Source organism: Sphingopyxis flava (assembly GCF_900168005.1).
GTDB lineage: Bacteria > Pseudomonadota > Alphaproteobacteria > Sphingomonadales > Sphingomonadaceae > Sphingopyxis > Sphingopyxis flava.
The window spans coordinates 18,927-34,358 of record NZ_FUYP01000015.1 but is presented as its reverse complement, the minus strand read 5'-3'; the positions used below and the strand labels follow the sequence as shown (position 1 = coordinate 34,358).

At 64.2% G+C, this 15,432-nt stretch carries 22 protein-coding genes and 1 tRNA gene; 9 read left to right on the top strand and 14 right to left on the bottom strand.

All coding sequences use genetic code 11. The features are described from left to right. Positions 1–17: 17 nt before the first annotated feature. The 7 genes from B5X69_RS12925 to B5X69_RS12900 all read right to left on the bottom strand — a co-directional run bounded on the left by B5X69_RS12925 (position 18) and on the right by B5X69_RS12900 (position 5,900). Positions 18–1,406 carry a S41 family peptidase gene (locus B5X69_RS12925; protein WP_079639125.1) on the bottom strand — a complete coding sequence of 463 codons (1,389 nt, stop codon included), beginning with the start codon at positions 1,404–1,406 and terminating at the stop codon, positions 18–20. Between the two features lie 248 nt (positions 1,407–1,654). Next, positions 1,655–2,869, bottom strand: coding sequence for a murein hydrolase activator EnvC family protein (locus tag B5X69_RS12920; RefSeq protein WP_079639124.1), 1,215 nt, complete (start codon positions 2,867–2,869; stop codon positions 1,655–1,657). Then, positions 2,866–3,294, bottom strand: a complete 429-nt coding sequence (locus B5X69_RS12915) for a 23S rRNA (pseudouridine(1915)-N(3))-methyltransferase RlmH (RefSeq protein WP_079639123.1) — start codon at positions 3,292–3,294, stop codon at positions 2,866–2,868. The genes B5X69_RS12920 and B5X69_RS12915 overlap by 4 nt, the downstream gene beginning before the upstream one ends. 32 nt (positions 3,295–3,326) lie before the next feature. Further along, positions 3,327–3,725, bottom strand: coding sequence for a ribosome silencing factor (gene rsfS, locus B5X69_RS12910; RefSeq protein ID WP_053554907.1), 399 nt, complete (start codon positions 3,723–3,725; stop codon positions 3,327–3,329). Further along, positions 3,722–4,375 (bottom strand): nicotinate-nucleotide adenylyltransferase, encoded by a 654-nt coding sequence (locus tag B5X69_RS12905; protein ID WP_079639122.1) that lies wholly within the window; start codon positions 4,373–4,375, stop codon positions 3,722–3,724. Before B5X69_RS12905 ends, rsfS begins: the two co-directional genes overlap by 4 nt. A gap of 40 nt (positions 4,376–4,415) precedes the next feature. After that, positions 4,416–4,562, bottom strand: a complete 147-nt coding sequence (locus B5X69_RS21510) for a hypothetical protein (protein ID WP_176141597.1) — start codon at positions 4,560–4,562, stop codon at positions 4,416–4,418. 54 nt (positions 4,563–4,616) lie between these two features. Continuing rightward, positions 4,617–5,900 carry a glutamate-5-semialdehyde dehydrogenase gene (locus tag B5X69_RS12900; RefSeq protein WP_079639121.1) on the bottom strand — a complete coding sequence of 428 codons (1,284 nt, stop codon included), beginning with the start codon at positions 5,898–5,900 and terminating at the stop codon, positions 4,617–4,619. A gap of 78 nt (positions 5,901–5,978) precedes the next feature. On the opposite strand from B5X69_RS12900, the gene B5X69_RS12895 reads away from it, so the two are divergent. The 5 genes from B5X69_RS12895 (at position 5,979) to B5X69_RS12875 (ending at position 9,988) form a co-directional block, all read left to right on the top strand. Beyond that, complete coding sequence (locus B5X69_RS12895; protein WP_079639120.1) at positions 5,979–7,064, top strand: DUF3667 domain-containing protein; 1,086 nt, start codon at positions 5,979–5,981, stop codon at positions 7,062–7,064. 31 nt (positions 7,065–7,095) lie between these two features. Continuing rightward, positions 7,096–8,727, top strand: a complete 1,632-nt coding sequence (locus tag B5X69_RS12890; protein ID WP_079639119.1) for an alkaline phosphatase D family protein — start codon at positions 7,096–7,098, stop codon at positions 8,725–8,727. Between the two features lie 147 nt (positions 8,728–8,874). Continuing rightward, a complete protein-coding gene (locus B5X69_RS12885) occupies positions 8,875–9,114 on the top strand; it encodes a hypothetical protein (RefSeq protein WP_217699123.1) in 240 nt (79 codons plus the stop codon). A gap of 1 nt (position 9,115) precedes the next feature. Further along, complete coding sequence (locus B5X69_RS12880) at positions 9,116–9,535, top strand: DUF1801 domain-containing protein (protein WP_245798730.1); 420 nt, start codon at positions 9,116–9,118, stop codon at positions 9,533–9,535. A gap of 9 nt (positions 9,536–9,544) precedes the next feature. After that, on the top strand, positions 9,545–9,988 hold the full coding sequence (locus B5X69_RS12875; protein ID WP_079639117.1) for a DUF1801 domain-containing protein: 444 nt from the start codon (positions 9,545–9,547) through the stop codon (positions 9,986–9,988). Positions 9,989–10,003: 15 nt separating this feature from the next. On the opposite strand, the gene B5X69_RS12870 is transcribed toward B5X69_RS12875, so the two are convergent. From B5X69_RS12870 to B5X69_RS12860, 3 genes are all read right to left on the bottom strand, one after another. Continuing rightward, a complete protein-coding gene (locus B5X69_RS12870; RefSeq protein WP_079639116.1) occupies positions 10,004–10,423 on the bottom strand; it encodes an addiction module antidote protein in 420 nt (139 codons plus the stop codon). Positions 10,424–10,627: 204 nt separating this feature from the next. After that, positions 10,628–11,110 (bottom strand): bacterioferritin, encoded by a 483-nt coding sequence (gene bfr, locus B5X69_RS12865; protein WP_079639188.1) that lies wholly within the window; start codon positions 11,108–11,110, stop codon positions 10,628–10,630. A gap of 99 nt (positions 11,111–11,209) precedes the next feature. Beyond that, positions 11,210–11,383: a (2Fe-2S)-binding protein gene (locus B5X69_RS12860; protein ID WP_079639115.1), complete on the bottom strand. Its 174-nt coding sequence runs from the start codon at positions 11,381–11,383 to the stop codon at positions 11,210–11,212. Positions 11,384–11,565: 182 nt separating this feature from the next. Between B5X69_RS12860 and purS the strand changes: the two genes are divergently transcribed. Both purS and purQ read left to right on the top strand, forming a co-directional pair. Beyond that, a complete protein-coding gene (purS, locus tag B5X69_RS12855) occupies positions 11,566–11,796 on the top strand; it encodes a phosphoribosylformylglycinamidine synthase subunit PurS (protein ID WP_079639114.1) in 231 nt (76 codons plus the stop codon). A gap of 19 nt (positions 11,797–11,815) precedes the next feature. Further along, a complete protein-coding gene (gene purQ, locus B5X69_RS12850) occupies positions 11,816–12,481 on the top strand; it encodes a phosphoribosylformylglycinamidine synthase subunit PurQ (protein ID WP_079639113.1) in 666 nt (221 codons plus the stop codon). Here the strand turns inward: purQ and B5X69_RS12845 are convergent. Together B5X69_RS12845 and B5X69_RS12840 are read right to left on the bottom strand one after the other, a co-directional pair. Then, positions 12,443–12,844 carry a hypothetical protein gene (locus B5X69_RS12845; protein ID WP_079639112.1) on the bottom strand — a complete coding sequence of 134 codons (402 nt, stop codon included), beginning with the start codon at positions 12,842–12,844 and terminating at the stop codon, positions 12,443–12,445. The two genes, purQ and B5X69_RS12845, sit on opposite strands and share 39 nt — an antisense overlap. A gap of 5 nt (positions 12,845–12,849) precedes the next feature. Further along, on the bottom strand, positions 12,850–13,635 hold the full coding sequence (locus B5X69_RS12840; protein ID WP_079639111.1) for a queuosine precursor transporter: 786 nt from the start codon (positions 13,633–13,635) through the stop codon (positions 12,850–12,852). Between the two features lie 72 nt (positions 13,636–13,707). Between B5X69_RS12840 and B5X69_RS12835 the strand changes: the two genes are divergently transcribed. Together B5X69_RS12835 and B5X69_RS12830 are read left to right on the top strand one after the other, a co-directional pair. Beyond that, a tRNA-Arg gene (locus B5X69_RS12835) sits at positions 13,708–13,784 on the top strand. 165 nt (positions 13,785–13,949) lie between these two features. Continuing rightward, positions 13,950–14,306 carry a hypothetical protein gene (locus B5X69_RS12830; protein WP_079639110.1) on the top strand — a complete coding sequence of 119 codons (357 nt, stop codon included), beginning with the start codon at positions 13,950–13,952 and terminating at the stop codon, positions 14,304–14,306. 103 nt (positions 14,307–14,409) lie between these two features. Here the strand turns inward: B5X69_RS12830 and B5X69_RS12825 are convergent, their stop codons facing one another. Both B5X69_RS12825 and B5X69_RS12820 read right to left on the bottom strand, forming a co-directional pair. Beyond that, positions 14,410–14,925, bottom strand: coding sequence for a hypothetical protein (locus tag B5X69_RS12825; protein WP_139375782.1), 516 nt, complete (start codon positions 14,923–14,925; stop codon positions 14,410–14,412). Between the two features lie 112 nt (positions 14,926–15,037). Beyond that, a complete protein-coding gene (locus B5X69_RS12820; RefSeq protein ID WP_245798734.1) occupies positions 15,038–15,421 on the bottom strand; it encodes an IS5 family transposase in 384 nt (127 codons plus the stop codon). Positions 15,422–15,432 lie beyond the last annotated feature (11 nt).

The window sequence follows — 15,432 nt, the reverse complement described above, 5'->3', positions numbered from 1 at the left end:
CGACTCCGCCGGCTGCGTCAGTTTCGGCGCGCCGGCTTGGCGGCGGGCTTCGCAGTCTGCGCCATGCGCGCGGACACCGGCGCGATGCGCCCGATCGTTTGCAGCGCATAATGGAGCTGGAAATCCTCAATCCCCTTCGCCTTCAGCTCTTCGGCCGTCGCAGTGAAGCGCGGATCGGGCTTTTCGTCACTCTCGATCAGGCTGTTGTCGACCTTTTTCTCGTTGATCAGGTGGCGGCGCAGGTCGCTCTCGCGGAAGGACGGGCGGTTCTCGTAATCGGGGTCCGAAAGCTGCGGTACGCGAATGTCAGGCTCGATGCCGCCTTCCTGCACGCTGCGGCCTGACGGTGTATAGTAGCGCGCGGTCGTCAGGCGGAGCGCGGTGGTGTCGGTCAGTGGCAGGACCGTCTGCACCGATCCCTTGCCGAAGCTGCGCTCGCCCATCACCACGGCGCGATGCTGATCCTGCAGCGCCCCCGCGACGATTTCCGAGGCTGACGCCGATCCTGCATCGATGAGCACGATGACCGGCGCGCCGCCAGCCTGGTCACCGGGCTTGGCGAAATAGCGTTCGATATCGCCCTTCCGGCGCCCGCGCTGCGAGACGATCTCGCCGCGATCGAGGAAGAGGTCGCTGACGCCCACGGCTTCGTCGAGCAGCCCGCCGGGATTCGACCTGAGGTCGAGCACCCAGCCTCGCGGCGTGTGACCCAGCGACTTTTGCACCGCGATCATCGCCGCCTTGAGATCGGTGGTGGCATCGGCCGAGAAACTGCTGATGGTCAGCACGCCGACCCCGTCCTTGACTTCCCATTTCACGGGTTTGAGGTCGATGATCTCGCGTGTCAGCGAGAGCTCCATGGGCTTGTCCTGGCCTTCGCGGACTACCGTGATATCAATCGTCGTGCCGGGACGGCCGCGCATCTTTTCGACGGCCTCATCGAGCGTCATGCCGAAGATGAGTTGCTTATCGATGTGTGTGATATAGTCGCCGGCCTTGATTCCAGCGCGGTCGGCAGGCGTGTCGGCGGTCGGCGCGATCACCTTGACGACTCCATCCTCCATCGTCACCGAGAGGCCGAGCCCGCCATATTCGCCGTCGGTCTGGGTACGGAGATTCGAATAGTCGCGCGCGTCCAGATAGCCCGAGTGCGGATCGAGACTGGCAAGCATGCCATTGATAGCGCCTTCGATCAGCTTGTCGTCGCCGACCGGTTCGACATAATTCGCTTTCACTTCCATGAACACGTCCATGAAGCGCGAAATCTCGTCGGTGGTCGACGCGTCGACAGTCGCCATCGCGCCGGTAGCCAGCGGCACCAGTGCGAGTGTGCTCAGCGCAGCAGCACCCTGCCAAAGGGCAAAGCGGCGCCGGGGTGAAGCGGCGATCTTGGTCGTTTCGGTCATTGGCGTCTTTCGTGTCCTCGCGGGAACTCTCCCGCCCATATAAACCCCGGCGCGCAATCCTCCAATGCATTTGAAGCGGCGTCAAGCGTGCGCCGGACGTCATCAGGGCTATCGCCTTTGACCGAGGATGGTTTTGGCGAAGGTGATGGACCATCCGGAGCGGATCCGCCTTACTGCGAAGGACGCCCAAAGAATCCCTATCAAATCATCGCGCTACTATATTTTTAAAGCGCGATTTGCCTGGGGCGTCACCCGAGCATGGCGGCGACGTCCACCGGGCGGCCTGCGCGGCGCAGCTCGACGGTGATGCGGCTATCGCCGGACCCGGCGCGCCCCACCGGCGCCCCGGCGTCGAGCGTGTCGCCAACCGCTACCGACAGCGCGATCATCCCCGTCAAAAGCGATGTCCAGCCTCCGCCGTGATCGATGATGACGATCTTGCCATAGCCGCGATAAGCGCCCGCGAAACTCACCCTTCCGGGCGCAGGGGCGACGACCTGGCCGCCGGGGCGCGCGGCGATGGTAATCCCGCGCGAGCGCACCCCGCTGTCGTTGACCTCCCCGAGACCCTCGACGATGCGGCCGACGACCGGCAGGCGATAGGCGCCGCGGCTCATCCCGGCGGCAGGGGCAGCGACCGCGGCAGCGGGAATTTCAGCGCTGGCAGGATCGCGCGGCCGCGGAAGCGGTCCGGCCAGCTGCGCGAGCTCGGCCCGTACCGCGCTATCGGCCTCGAGCGAATCCATCAGCTCGACAATGTCGCGTGCCTTTTCTCCCAATCCGAGCGCACGGTCGGCCTCCAGCCGGGCGCTGCTCATCAGATCGCGGGCGCGGAGCCGTCCCTCATTTTCGAGCCGGGTCAACTCATCGCGTCGCACGGCGAGTTCGGCCTTGCTCGTGCCAAGCGCCTTCAGCGCGATCGCTTGCTGCTGCTGCACGCTGCGAAGCTCGGCGAGCTCGCGGCGCACCTCGGCCGTGCGGCTGCGGATCACGGGCATCACCGCATCGAGCACTGCGCGAGCATGTACCATGTCGCGGAGCGATCCCGGCTGCGCGAGCACCGTCACGGGCGGCTGGCGCGTGAGCTGCTGAAGCGATGCGGCAAGCTCGAGCAGGGGTTGTTGCTGCTCGGCGAGCGCGGCCTGTTGTTCGGCAAGGCGCCGGTTCACAAGGGCGACGCGCGCTTCGCCTGCGTCGATATCGGCCTCGGCCGCCTGGATCCGCGCCGCGAGCGCTGCGCTGCGCTTCCTCAGCCGGTCGGCCGCATTGGTCGCCCTTTGCGCTTGGGCTTCGAGCACGCCACTGCGCGCCATGGCTTCGGCCGACTGTTCTTTCGCGCGCAGAAGCTGTCCGCGCTCGCGCGCCGCAATCGCTGCCGGATCGAAGATATCGCTCTGGGCAATGGCGAGCGCGCCGCAAAGGGTTGCAGCGAGCGCAGCGACGATGGCGAGCGCGCGCCTCACTGGCGTCCCTCGCGGTGATAGGGGTGGCCCGCGATGATGCTCGTTGCGCGCCACAATTGCTCGGCGAGCATGGCCCGGGCCATCAAATGGGGCCAGGTTGCGCGGCCGAAGGCGATGACCTTGTCCGCTCCCTTACGCTCCTCCTGGGCAAAACCGTCAGCGGCACCCAGGCAGAAACGCGCCTCGCGCACGCCTGCGTCGCGCCAGCTTTCCAGCAATTTGGCGAATTCAAGCGAGGACATCTGCTCGCCTCCCTCATCGAGCAGCACCGTGCGGCTATGGTCCTGGGGCGCAGGAACTCGCCCGCCGGAATCGGGAAGCTCTGATATCTTGTGCGCCCAGCTCACGCGCTTCATGTAGCGCGCGACCAGTTCGGCTTCGGGGCCGCGCCCGATCCGACCGCGCGCGATAATGTGCAGCAACATATCCGCCGCCTAACCTTTAGGCGGCGAACAGGTCAATTCGCGGCGGCGACCGGCGGCGCGTCGCCGAACGACCACATGCGCTCGAGGTTGTAGAAGCTGCGCACCTCGGGTCGGAACAGATGAACGATCACGTCCCCGGCGTCGATCAGCACCCAGTCCGCATTGGGCAGACCCTCAACGCGGACGTTCCGGCCGGCCTCCTGCTTGATTCGCTGCGCGAGCTTGTCGGCGATCGCCGAGACATGGCGCGTCGAACGGCCGCTTGCGATCACCATATGATCGGCGATGCTGCTCTTGCCGGCGAGCGGGATGGAAATGGTTTCCTGGGCCTGATCTTCCTCGAGCTGGTGGAGGATCAGCGCGTGGAGCGCGTCCACGCTGTCGTTTGCGGGTGCGGCGCCGGGCGCGGCATCCTTTCTGGCGGATATCAAGCGGGTCCTTTCCTATTGCCATCACGCAGGCGCGAATGGGTCAGCGGGTCGCGCAAGCGTCGACCTGCATAGCGTTCGAACCAGCGGGGGTTGGCCTGCCGTATAGCGGTTGCGGATCGCACGTCGGGCGAAAATCGCAGGAACACGAGGGCAGGCGGTCTCCAGTCCGTCCAATCAGCTTTCTGGTCCGCGGGCCGGACGAAGCGCCGGAGCCAGCCCATCGCCTCAGCGGCGTGGGTGCGACCATTATAGCCCGGGCGGGCGATCACCGCAATCGGCATCAAGCGTGCTATTCCGCGCCAGTCGCGCCACCGGGGCAACTGGACCAGATTGTCGGCCCCCATGACCCAGATAAAGCGGCGATTCGGATAGCGGCGTATCAGCGCCCTCAGCGTGTCGATGGTGTAGCGCGTCCCGAGTTCAGCCTCGATCGCGGTCGCGCGGATCGGCGCGCGCCGCGCCATGCGCTGCGCCGAGGCGAGCCGCGCCGCGAGCGGCGCCATCCCGGCGGCTGGCTTGAGGGGATTGCCGGGAGATACGAGCCACCAGAGCTCGTCAAGATCGAGGGCATCGATGGCGTCGAGGCTGATCGCGCGGTGCCCACCATGCGCGGGATTGAAGCTGCCGCCAAGAAGGCCGGTCGTGATCATGGGGAAGGACGCCAATCGCGGCGCTCCTGCTGCACGCACATCATCGCACTTCCATCGGCTTCGACTTGATGGCGAAGGAGATACGGCGTTCCTCGAGCCCGCCATTGGCGCAGCAGCCCATGGCCGAGCGCCGGGTCGGCACGAGGCTGTTCGAGCAAGAAATCAGCGGCATCGAAAGCAGACGCATGAATGGCAAACCCTGGATCGGCCGCCATAAAAAAATCCTCTGTATAAAGGCGATTCAAGGCCGGGTCTGGCCGCTTCCCCGCACCAGCCACTTGTAGGTCGTCAGCCCTTCGAGCGCGACCGGTCCCCGTGCGTGGAGCCGGCCCGTGGCAATGCCGATCTCGGCGCCCAAGCCGAATTCCCCGCCGTCGGCAAACTGGGTCGAGGCGTTGTGCATGACGATGGCGCTGTCGACTTCGGCGAGAAATCGTTCAGCGGCGTCTCGGTCTTCGGTCACGATCGCGTCGGTGTGACGGCTCGAATGGGCATCGATATGCGCGAGCGCCCCCTCCACCCCGTCGACCGCCGCGATCGAGACGATCGCGTCGAGATATTCGCAATCCCAGTCGTTCGCGCTCGCGGGCGTGACATGCGGGCTGAGCGCCGCGATGGCCGAATCGCCGCGAACCTCGCAGCCCGCCCCGATCAGAGCGTCAATGATCGCGCGTGGGTCGGCATAGGCGCGGTCGATCAGTATCGTCTCGGTCGCACCGCAAATCCCGGTTCGGCGCATCTTGGCGTTGACGGCGAGCGCTACTGCCCGATCGGGATCGGCGGCGGCGTCGATATAAAGATGGCAAATGCCGTCGAGGTGGGCGAGCACGGGGACGCGTGCTTCATCCTGTACACGCGCGACCAGTCCCTTCCCGCCGCGCGGTATGATGATGTCGACAAGGCCCTGTGCGCGTAACAGCGCGCCCACCGCAGCGCGATCCTGCGTCGGCACGAGCTGCACGGCATCGGCGGGGAGCTCCGCTTCGGAAAGACCCGCAGCGAGCGCTGCGTGGATCGCGCGGTTCGAATGCACGGCCTCGCTGCCGCCGCGCAGGATCACCGCATTGCCCGACATGAGCCCGAGCGCTGCGGCATCGGCGGTGACGTTGGGGCGGCTCTCATAGATGATCCCGATCACGCCGAGCGGTACGCGGACACGGCTCAGCACCATGCCGTTAGGGCGCGAGGTGCGGTCGATCTCGGCGCCGACAGGGTCAGCGAGGGCGGCGACGGCTTCGACCGCGCCGGCGATTGCGCCAAGGCGGCCCGCATCGAGCCGCAGACGGTCGAGCATCGCCGAGGTCAGCCCGTTCGCCTCGCCCGCCGCCATGTCGCGGGCATTGGCGGCGAGGATGTCGGCCTCGCGCGCGCGAAGTTCGGCAGCGGCTGCGCGCAGGCCGCTCGCCTTCCTGTCCGTCGGCGCGACCGCCATGCGCTTGGCGGCGGCCCGCGCCCGCGCGCCCATATCGGCGATCAGAGCGTCGGCGTCGGAAACGGGCGGATGGATCAGCGTTTCAGTGGTCATGACTTCTGCCCTATCACGCTTTGGCGCGGCGACGAAAGCCCCGTTGCGTGCCGCGGCGGCGCGCTTTAGGCAGGGGTTATGAGCGGGGATATCGAAGGCATTGGTGCGGCGGTGACCGCGGGACTGGCAGCCCGCGCGGTCGAGCCGCAGCACGGCGGCGCTTCGCACCCGCGCGCGGGGCAGCGCTGTCTCAACTGCGGGACGACATTGGCGGGCTCGCACTGCCACCATTGCGGCCAGCGCGCCGATGTGCACCGCACCTTCAGCGCGATCGGTCACGATCTCGTCCATGCGATCGTCCATTTCGAGGGCAAGCTGTGGAATACGCTGCCATTGCTCGCGTGGCGGCCTGGCGATCTCACGCGCCGCTATATCCACGGTGAGCGCGCGCGTTTCATCTCGCCTCTTTCCCTGTTCCTTCTGGCTGTCTTCCTCACCTACGCCGTGCTCTCCTTCGTCGGCAGCGGTTCGCCGGGGAAGGGCTTTCAGGACATGGTGACGAACCAGACCGAAGCGAGCGCGGCGCGCGCGCGGCTCGAACATGAAGTCGAGGCGATCGACACCCAACTTGCTAAAAGCAATATCAGCGAGGAGCAGCGCAAATTGCTCGGCGAGCAGCGCCAGACGCTGATGCACAGCGCCGAATATCTTGGCCTTCTCGACCATGCCGGAACGCCAGGCGAAGGGAAGGAAACCGCCGAGGGGCGCTTCGCGCGCGCCGAGATCAGCACCGGCGTTGCCTTCATCGATCATGGCATCGCAAAGGCGCAGGCCAATCCTGGCCTCACGCTCTACAAGGTGCAGGCGAACGCCTATAAGTTCGCCTGGGCGCTGATCCCGCTGTCCTTGCCATTCCTTTGGCTGCTCTATCCGTTCAGCCGGCGCTTTCACACCTATGACCATTTCGTCTTCGTGACTTACTCGATCAGTTTCATGCTGCTCATGTTCGTCGCGGTGCGCCTGTTCGCGATGACGCCAGTGGCGAGGTGGGTGACGATCTTCGCGGTCTTCTACGTTCCCTTTCACATGTATCGCCAACTGCGCGGCGCCTATCGCTCATCGCGGATCGGGGCGCTTGCGCGCACCTCGCTGCTGCTGGTTTTCGCTGTTGTGGCCGTGACCTTGTTCGTGACGATGTTGCTCGCGCTGGGAGCGATAGGATAGCCGGCGTGCGGGCACAAAGGGGAGAGATGCGATGCATGCGCTGTGGGCGGAGATGGACCGGCGCCAGCTGATCGGGCTTGGCGCTGCGGGGCTTGCGGCGCTGTCGCTCCCGGGCGCAGCCGCCGCGATGATGGCACAAGGCTTCACGCACGGTGTCGCAAGCGGCGAGCCAGGCGCCAATTCGGTGCTGCTCTGGACGCGTTATGCGGCGCCCTCGGACACCATGCTCATCGCGGAGATGTCGGAAACTCCCGACTTTTTGCGCATTGCGGGAGGCGGAGAGGTCGCCGCGACGGGCGAGCGCGATCATATCGCGAAGATCGTTGTCGACGGGCTGCAGCCAGGCCGCTGGTATTTCTATCGCTTCATCGCGCCCGATGGCACGCGTTCGGTGACCGGCCGGACGCGGACGCTACCCGCAGGGCCAACCGCGGCCTTCCGTCTTGCGCTCTTTTCCTGCGCCAATATGCCGTTCGGCTGGTTCAATGCCTACGCTCACGCCGCGGCACGCGCCGATATCGACCTCGTCGTTCATGCCGGCGACTATCTTTACGAATATAGGGTCGGCCAATATCCGGCGCTCCGCGAGGCAGTTCCTGGCCGGTCGGTTCAGCCCGATCAGGAGCTTGTCGCGCTCGCCGACTACCGCCTGCGCTACGCTGCGTATCGCGCCGACCACGATCTTCAGCGGCTCCACCAGCTGTTCCCGATGATCGCGCAGTGGGACGATCATGAGTTCGCGAATGACGCATGGCGGGATGGCGCCGAGAATCATCAGCCGGACGAAGGCGAATGGAGCGCGCGGGTCGCTGCCGCCGAGCGCGCCTATCGCGAATGGATGCCCGTCGCAGATATGCGCTGGCGACACTATGAGATCGGTGATCTGGCGACAATATACCTTCCCGAAACGCGTATCAGCGGCAGGGACGAGCCATTCAGCATCGGACGCATCGCGAGGGATGCAAGCGACCCCGCATCAGCGCTGCGCGAATTTGGCGACACCCAATATCGCGATGCCGCGCGTCAGATGCTGGGCGTGCAACAGGAAAAATGGCTAACCGAGGCGATCGGTACCTCGGTTCGGGCCGGCAAATATTGGCAGGTCTGCGCGCAGCAAGTGCTGATGGGCACCATTTTCAGCCCGCCCGAATCGGCCAACTGGTTCGGTGCGAACGCGCCCGACTATGTCGTCGAGCGGATCAAGGCTGCGCAATTGGGCGCAGCGGCAGGCCTGCCGTTTAATTTCGACGCCTGGGACGGCTACCCCGCAGCGCGCGCCCGGCTGCTCGGCGCGGCGCAGCAGGCGGGGGCCAATTTCGTCTCGCTAGCGGGCGACAGCCACAATGGCTGGGCATTCGACCTGGCGCACGATGGCCGCCCCGCCGGAATCGAGGTCGGCGGACACAGCATCTCGTCGCCGGGGATCGAGGCGGCGGTGAAAGGGGTGAGCGATGCCGATCGCGTCGCCGCGCTCCGCCGCGCGTCACCGCAGCTCCGCTGGGCCAACACCGAGCGGCGCGGCTACACCACCATCCTGCTCACGCCTGAGATATTGACCGCAACATGGCATTTCTTGAGCACGGTGCAAGAGCGCTCGCTGGTGCTCGCCGGCATGCACAGCATGGCGGTGCAGCGCGGGCGCAATGCCTATGATGCCGGCTGACACGAGGCGATCGCGCGATGCTCGCCCGGGCGCACAAAGAAAGGGGGTTCCAGCCTGACAGGAAAACCGCCTATCATGGCGAGAGGTCCAATGTGCCCCATTGGCGAGCCGCTCTCGGCGATGAGCCATGCGCGCCCAGGGTGGGGCATGGCTCCTGCAGGAGAGGGACAGTTGAACTGGAACAAGGCAGTCCGCCAGTTGCATCGCTGGCTCTCTATTCTCTTTACCGCGGTGGTTGCGGGCATTTTCCTCGCGCTTGGCCTCGGGCGCGAACCGGCGCCATGGATCTATTATCTCCCTCTCGCGCCGCTCGCGCTGATGATGCTCACGGGGCTGTGGATGTTCTTCCGTCCCTATGCGGCGCGCTCGCCGCGCACGGAGCGTTAGGATGACGCGCAAGACTCCAAAGCTGCTCTCGGGCGGCAACCCGCAAATCCCGAAGGGCGACGGCGATGGGCCGGTCCAGGCCTATATCGCCGCTATGCCCGGCTGGAAGCACGCGGCCGGAAAACGCCTCGACGCGCTGATCGAAAAGACCGTACCGGACGTGAAGAAAGCTGTGCGGTGGAACTCGCCCTTCTACGGCATCGAGGGGAAGGGCTGGTTCCTGAGCTTTCATTGCTTCACCCGCTATATCAAGGTCACCTTCTTTAAAGGTGCAGCGCTCCGTCCGCTGCCGCCTGTCGGATCGAAGGATCCCGATGCACGCTATTTCCATATCCACGAGGATGAGGAAATCGACGAGGTGCAGGTGGAAAGCTGGCTGAAGCAGGCAGCAGCCATTCCCGGCTGGATCCCCGGAAAATAAGGAAGCACGATGAGCCAATTCGAGGATGGAGCTCAGCTGATCGATGAAAAGATCGCGGCGCTTCGAGACTGGCGCGGCGAGATGCTTGCGAGGATAAGGGAGCTGATCAAAGCGGCCGTGCCCGAGGTCGCCGAGACGGTCAAATGGCGCAAGCCGTCGAACCCCCAGGGTGTGCCCGTCTGGGAGCATAACGGCATTTTGTGCACCGGCGAGACCTACAAGGACAAGGTGAAGCTCAGCTTCGCGCGCGGCGCCGCGCTCGATGATCCAAAGGGACTGTTCAACGCCAGTCTCGGCGGCGGAACGCGCCGCGCGATTGATCTGCTCGAAGGCGACCGGATCGACGCGCCGGCGTTCAAGGCGCTGGTGCGCGCGGCAGCGGCGGCGAACGCCGCCAAAGCGCAGCAAAGACAGGCTGCAACACGCGACCCCGCGCTTGCCCGCGGAAAATGAGCCGCGCGCCGCGGCCTAAGCGCGTCCAACCCTTCGCGCGCTCAGGAAATTCTCGAGCGCTGCGAAGAGGAACCCGCGCCCGTCCTCGCTCAACATTTCGGCGGTGAGCCAATCGAACTGCGCGCCGTCAGCTTGACTGGCCGCCCCGAGCATCGCGCCGAGAAGGGCCTCGTCGTAGGTGAGGCGCGGGCAGCAGGGTGGGGCGACAGCAAAGGGGTCGGGCCAGACGTCGCCGATCGCCACGAGCACCAGTTGAAAGCGCCGCGCCGCAGCCTCAGCCTCCCAGCGCCGCCCGAGCTCGGGCTCGGGATCGCGCCCCGCACGGCGACAGGCGATACAATAGCGTAGCGCCAGAACGGCCTGTGCGGCCCGCTCCTCAAGGTCGCGGACAAGCGGTTGTTCGATCAATTGCTGTATAATCTTGCCAGCCGTCATCGGGCCTCCCGGAAAATATGACCCGCGGTCAATCGATCCCAGGCGGGGTCCGAAAAAGATGCCGGCCGCCGCGCGGGCGCAGCAGCCGGCAGGAGGGGACTGCAAGGAAATGCTATTGCGACTTAGTCGCAAGTGCAAGCGAAAAAGAGAGGCGCCGTGCGAGCGCCTCTCTTGCAAGCCCAAATTTTTTGCTTTCGCTTGAAATCAGTCGTCGCTGGCAGGCTTTGATTGGAGCTGCACATAATTTTCGATGCCCATGCGCTCGATCATGTCGAACTGCTTTTCCAGTTCATCGACATGCTCCTCCTCGCTTTCGAGAATTTGGGCGAAGAGCTCGCGGCTGACGTAATCGCGCACGCTTTCCGCGTGGGCGATTGCGTCCTTGAGCAGGGGGATGGCCTCTTCCTCAAGCGCAAGGTCTGCTCTCAAAATCTCCTCGACCGTCTCGCCGACGCGTAGCCGGCCGAGCATCTGGAAATTGGGAAGCCCGCCGAGGAACAGAATGCGGTCGGCAAGCCGGTCGGCGTGCTTCATCTCGTCGATTGACTCGTGCCGCTCGAACTCAGCCAGCCGCCTGACGCCCCAATTGTCGAGCATCCGGTAATGCAGCCAATATTGATTGATCGCGGTCAGCTCATTCTTCAGTGCCTCGTTGAGGAAATCGATGACCTTCTCGTCGCCCTTCATTGCCTTGTCCTGTTCTGTCTCTCGGGTGGGAAGCGGCACCATTATACCCGCCCGGACCCAATGAGGCCAAGGATGAAAATGGCTGATTTTCTAGGAAAATCAGACGGTCTCGGCGACGTCGCTGATGATATTGCGAGCGAATGACAGGCATTGACCGCATTTGGGTTTGCGACCCAGTTGCGCATAGGCGGCCTTCGCGCTCCGCAATTGCCCATTCTTCGCGACGTCGCGCAAATCCCGTTCTCTTATTGCGTTGCAGACACAGACGACCATATGCGAATCCTTCTCAACAACCCTGCGTGTAAGGATAGTGCGACCGATTCGCAACAAGAAAGATGCGAGCGGTTCGCAATCCGGGAAAAGGATATTTTAAAGGGCGTCACCCTTGCCCACAGGGTGATTCGCGGGCATAGGCGCGCCCATCGTCCCCGCACCCTCTCGCAAAGGTTTGCTTCATGAAAGTCCAGGTCTATGTGACGCTCAAGCCAGGGGTTCTCGACCCGCAGGGCAAGGCGATCCATCACGCGCTGGAGGGACTGGGCTTCAGCGGCGTCAGCGACGTGCGCGCCGGCCGCTTCATCGAGCTCGATGTCGCCGACGATGTCAGCGACGCCGATCTCGACGCCATGTGTGCGAAGCTGCTCGCCAATACCGTGATCGAGAATTATCGGATCGAACGGGCCTGACCGGCCAGGGAGACACGCCATGAAGACCGCCGTCATCGTCTTTCCCGGTTCCAACTGCGACCGCGACATGGCGGTCGCACTCGAGCGCGTCACCGGCCGCGCACCAGCCATGGTCTGGCACCGCGATACCGCGCTCCCGAACGGCACCGACTTCATCGCGCTGCCGGGCGGCTTCTCCTACGGCGATTATCTCCGCTCGGGTGCAATGGCCGCGCGCTCGCCCATCCTGCGCAGCGTTGCCGATGCTGCTGCGCGCGGCGTTCCGGTGCTCGGGGTCTGCAACGGCTTCCAGGTGCTGACCGAGGCGGGGCTGCTTCCCGGCGCGTTGATGCGCAACGCGGGCCTCAATTTCGTGTGCCGCACCGTGCCCTTGACGGTCGAGAACAGCCAGTCGCTGTTTACCGCCGGCTACAGCGCGGGCGAGGCGATCGACATTCCGGTCGCGCATCATGACGGCAATTATTTCGCCGACGCCGAGACGCTCGAACGGATCGAAGGCGAGGGGCGTGTGGCATTCCGCTATGCCGCCCCGGTCAATGGCTCGGCGCGCGCCATTGCGGGCGTGCTGAACGATGAGGGCAATGTTCTTGGCATGATGCCGCACCCCGAGCGCGCGATCGATGCCGCGCACGGCGGCACCGACGGGCTACGCCTGTTCGAGGCTGCGCTCGGCGTCCTCGTCTGAAGGCGCGACAGGCGCTTCGCTTTCGCGGGCCTGCCTTGCGGCAGGCTGCAGCCACCGGCCGATCAGGAGCAGGACCGTCGGCCAGAACATCGTGTTCCAGATGTCGTGCCAATGCTCAGGATCAGGGCGGACGACGGCGTGGCTTCGCTCGGCGGTGATGTCGAGCCATTCGCCGCCGCACGCCATCGCGAGCACAGCCAGCCAGGCAACAAGCCAGCCGCCGCGCCAGCGCCAGATCAGTCGGACAACCACAAACAGCGCCATGCCGAAATAGATATGCAAGGCATCCTTATCGAGTGCGCTTGCGGTCACAATCCAGCTTTTGCGCTCCTCGAAGAGCGAGGCAAGTTCGATCAGGGTCATGGAGGTCAAACCTTGGCGCCAAATGGATTGAAGTCGGTTCCCTCGTCATACACATCGACGCCTTCGAGCCGCTTGAGCAAGTCGACCACGGCATAGGTGACGGGCGTGAGGACCGCTTCCCATCCCACTTTCATCAACCAGTTGGTGATCATCACGGTCACGACAAGATGCGTCGGCCAGATGCCCAGGAAGGCTATGGGGTAGAACAGGAGGCTGTCGAACGCCTGACCAAAGATGGTCGATCCGATCGTTCGCGACCAGAGGTGCTTGCCGCGGGTCCAAAGCTTCATGCGCGCCAGAACGTAACTGTTAACGAACTCGCCCGCCCAGAAGGCCGTGATCGACGCGACGACGATGCGCCAGGTGCTGCCGAACACGCTTTCATAGGTCGCCTGGCAGATGGGGCCCGTTCCCTCTCCGGCCGTCTTCAGCAAAAGAAGGTCCGCGCCTGCGCAGCCCCAGTCGCGGTCGGCGGGCATCGCGACGACGACCCAGCTCATGACAGCCATGAAGATCATCGCGGCAAAGCCGGTCCAGATCACCCGCCGTGCCCTCGCGTAGCCATAAACCTCGGTCAGCACGTCGCCGATTACGTAGCTCAGGGGAAAAAACAGGATCCCCGCGCCAAATGTAACGCTGCCCACCGTCGACAGCTTCGACGCTCCGATGATGTTGCTAAGGAGAAGGATGGCGACGAAAGCCGCCATCACGAGATCGTAATAGCGAAAATGGCGTATCTGCCCCGCGCTGACGGGAGCAGGGGATGACTGGCTCGGCTCGGGGTCTCTCATCGCTACGCTGCTTAACGTGCTTTGCGGCCAGCGCAAACCGCGCTATTCGCCGCAACGGCACAGCCGTGCCGCGCGCTCGTAGCTCAGCTGGATAGAGCACCCGCCTTCTAAGCGGGTGGCCGCAGGTTCGAATCCTGCCGGGCGCACCATTCTCGAACAAAAGAGAGAACTGCGGGCGTGGTTTTGGCCACGCCCCCTGCAGCACTCCGCGCCAGCACGGCTTTTGAGCCGCTGATGCGGATTTCCCTATCATCGACGCGCACCTCACTGAGTAGCAGCCGGGCATAGGCCTGGCGCAGATCAGGCGGACCGTGATGCAGCTTGTCGCGCAGGAGTATTGCCAGCTTCTCGATCTTGGCGGGTGTGATCACCGGCTCGGCCATCGCGAGGCGGCGGGTCAGTTCAGAAATCTGTTCGGCGAGTTCATCACGCCGGAACCGGAGATTGACCAGTCGCTCGCGCATGGATGCGTCCTCGGCATCCATCAGCCCTTTTTCGACCAGTTCGAGCAGTCGGGCGATGCCTGCTTCAGCTTCCTTGTGGTCCTGGCGCATCTGCCGCAGCCGGCCGAGCTGTTCCTCCACCCATTTGCCCGTCATATGTTGCTCGATGTCGACGAGTGTCGGTGTCTGCTGATCCTTGTTGCTCATTTGCCTGATCTCCATGCCTGATGAGGGAGATGATGCCGAACCCGCCGGGCAGTGCAAGAGCGCGCCGAGGTCCCGGAGCAAACCGTGACCAGGGGCACGTCGGAGCAGCCCGGCGGGGTGAAGGTCAGTTTGACATGACGCGATCAAGCAGTTCCGTAAGGACGGCCTCCTTGTTCAGCAGGCCTCTTGAATGTGGAATTGCGCCCGCCGCCAGAAGTGCCCGCTCGAATACGGCATATTGCTCGCTATCGAGGTGGAGGACGATGGTTCTGCCATCGGGGTCGAACTCGTTTCCGCGCAGATACATCTTCAGCTCATGCGCGGTAGCGTCAGCCGCCTTCGCAAGCAGCCTGTCGATGTTGCGCTTGTCTAGATAAGGCGAGAGCAGCGCGAGCTTGGTCCAACCGATCCGCCGCAACCGTTCGATCGGAACTTCGAGGTCTTCGAATGTGCGGCTGATCTGGGCGAGATTGTACGCCTTGCGAATACCGATCTTCAGTTGCTTGGCGACCGACCTGAAGTCCTCGGGATGATTTTTCTGTGTCTCGCGCAGGTGCCGCGCGACCTCCAGGAAATGATCGCCCATCATGTCGGCGATCATCTGAGGTACCTTGGACGTGTTCGATTTTGTCCCTTCCATTGTTCCAAACCTTTGAAGTTGTTGGGAACTATTTCCGATGGAAAAGACACGCCTCGACAAGGGATTTGTGCAGGAAAATGTCTGATTTCTGAGACTTAGGGTCCAGACTGGTTCAGAGCCAGAAGGCGATGGCAGTGGCGAGTGCCACGCCCGATAGGAAGTTGGCCGCAAGCTTGTCGTAGCGGGTGGCGACGCGGCGGAAGTCCTTCAGCCGGCAGAAGGCGTTCTCGATCAAGTGTCTGCCACGGTAGCGGTCCTTGTCGAAGCGGATCGCACGTTTGCGGTTGCGCCGGGCGGGGATGACCGGCGTGGTTCCGGCCTCGCGCAGCGCGCGACGCAACCTGTCCGCATCGTAGCCTTTATCGCCAAGCAGGTAGCGCATACGACCGGCGCGTTCGAGGAGCGCGGGGGCGTCCTTTACGTCGCTGACATTGCCGGCGGTGAGCATCAGTGCATAGGGGTGCGGATTCCAACGATGCCGCCCTTTTATTCCGATCTGATGGCGCC

Coding starts and splice junctions, on each gene's coding strand:
- B5X69_RS12830 (WP_079639110.1), top strand. CDS start 13,950: ATGCAGCTTGTCGCGCAGGAGTATTGCCAGCTTCTCGATCTTGGCGGG.
- B5X69_RS12905 (WP_079639122.1), bottom strand. CDS start 4,375: ATGATCACGACCGGCCTTCTTGGCGGCAGCTTCAATCCCGCGCATGGT.
- B5X69_RS12860 (WP_079639115.1), bottom strand. CDS start 11,383: ATGGTCGTCTGTGTCTGCAACGCAATAAGAGAACGGGATTTGCGCGAC.
- B5X69_RS12925 (WP_079639125.1), bottom strand. CDS start 1,406: ATGACCGAAACGACCAAGATCGCCGCTTCACCCCGGCGCCGCTTTGCC.
- B5X69_RS12840 (WP_079639111.1), bottom strand. CDS start 13,635: ATGAGAGACCCCGAGCCGAGCCAGTCATCCCCTGCTCCCGTCAGCGCG.
- B5X69_RS12870 (WP_079639116.1), bottom strand. CDS start 10,423: ATGACGGCTGGCAAGATTATACAGCAATTGATCGAACAACCGCTTGTC.
- B5X69_RS12890 (WP_079639119.1), top strand. CDS start 7,096: ATGCATGCGCTGTGGGCGGAGATGGACCGGCGCCAGCTGATCGGGCTT.
- B5X69_RS12900 (WP_079639121.1), bottom strand. CDS start 5,900: ATGACCACTGAAACGCTGATCCATCCGCCCGTTTCCGACGCCGACGCT.
- bfr (WP_079639188.1), bottom strand. CDS start 11,110: ATGAAGGGCGACGAGAAGGTCATCGATTTCCTCAACGAGGCACTGAAG.
- B5X69_RS12885 (WP_217699123.1), top strand. CDS start 8,875: ATGGCTCCTGCAGGAGAGGGACAGTTGAACTGGAACAAGGCAGTCCGC.
- purQ (WP_079639113.1), top strand. CDS start 11,816: ATGAAGACCGCCGTCATCGTCTTTCCCGGTTCCAACTGCGACCGCGAC.
- B5X69_RS21510 (WP_176141597.1), bottom strand. CDS start 4,562: ATGCGTCTGCTTTCGATGCCGCTGATTTCTTGCTCGAACAGCCTCGTG.
- B5X69_RS12880 (WP_245798730.1), top strand. CDS start 9,116: ATGACGCGCAAGACTCCAAAGCTGCTCTCGGGCGGCAACCCGCAAATC.
- B5X69_RS12915 (WP_079639123.1), bottom strand. CDS start 3,294: ATGTTGCTGCACATTATCGCGCGCGGTCGGATCGGGCGCGGCCCCGAA.
- B5X69_RS12895 (WP_079639120.1), top strand. CDS start 5,979: ATGAGCGGGGATATCGAAGGCATTGGTGCGGCGGTGACCGCGGGACTG.
- B5X69_RS12845 (WP_079639112.1), bottom strand. CDS start 12,844: ATGACCCTGATCGAACTTGCCTCGCTCTTCGAGGAGCGCAAAAGCTGG.
- purS (WP_079639114.1), top strand. CDS start 11,566: ATGAAAGTCCAGGTCTATGTGACGCTCAAGCCAGGGGTTCTCGACCCG.
- B5X69_RS12825 (WP_139375782.1), bottom strand. CDS start 14,925: ATGGAAGGGACAAAATCGAACACGTCCAAGGTACCTCAGATGATCGCC.
- B5X69_RS12875 (WP_079639117.1), top strand. CDS start 9,545: ATGAGCCAATTCGAGGATGGAGCTCAGCTGATCGATGAAAAGATCGCG.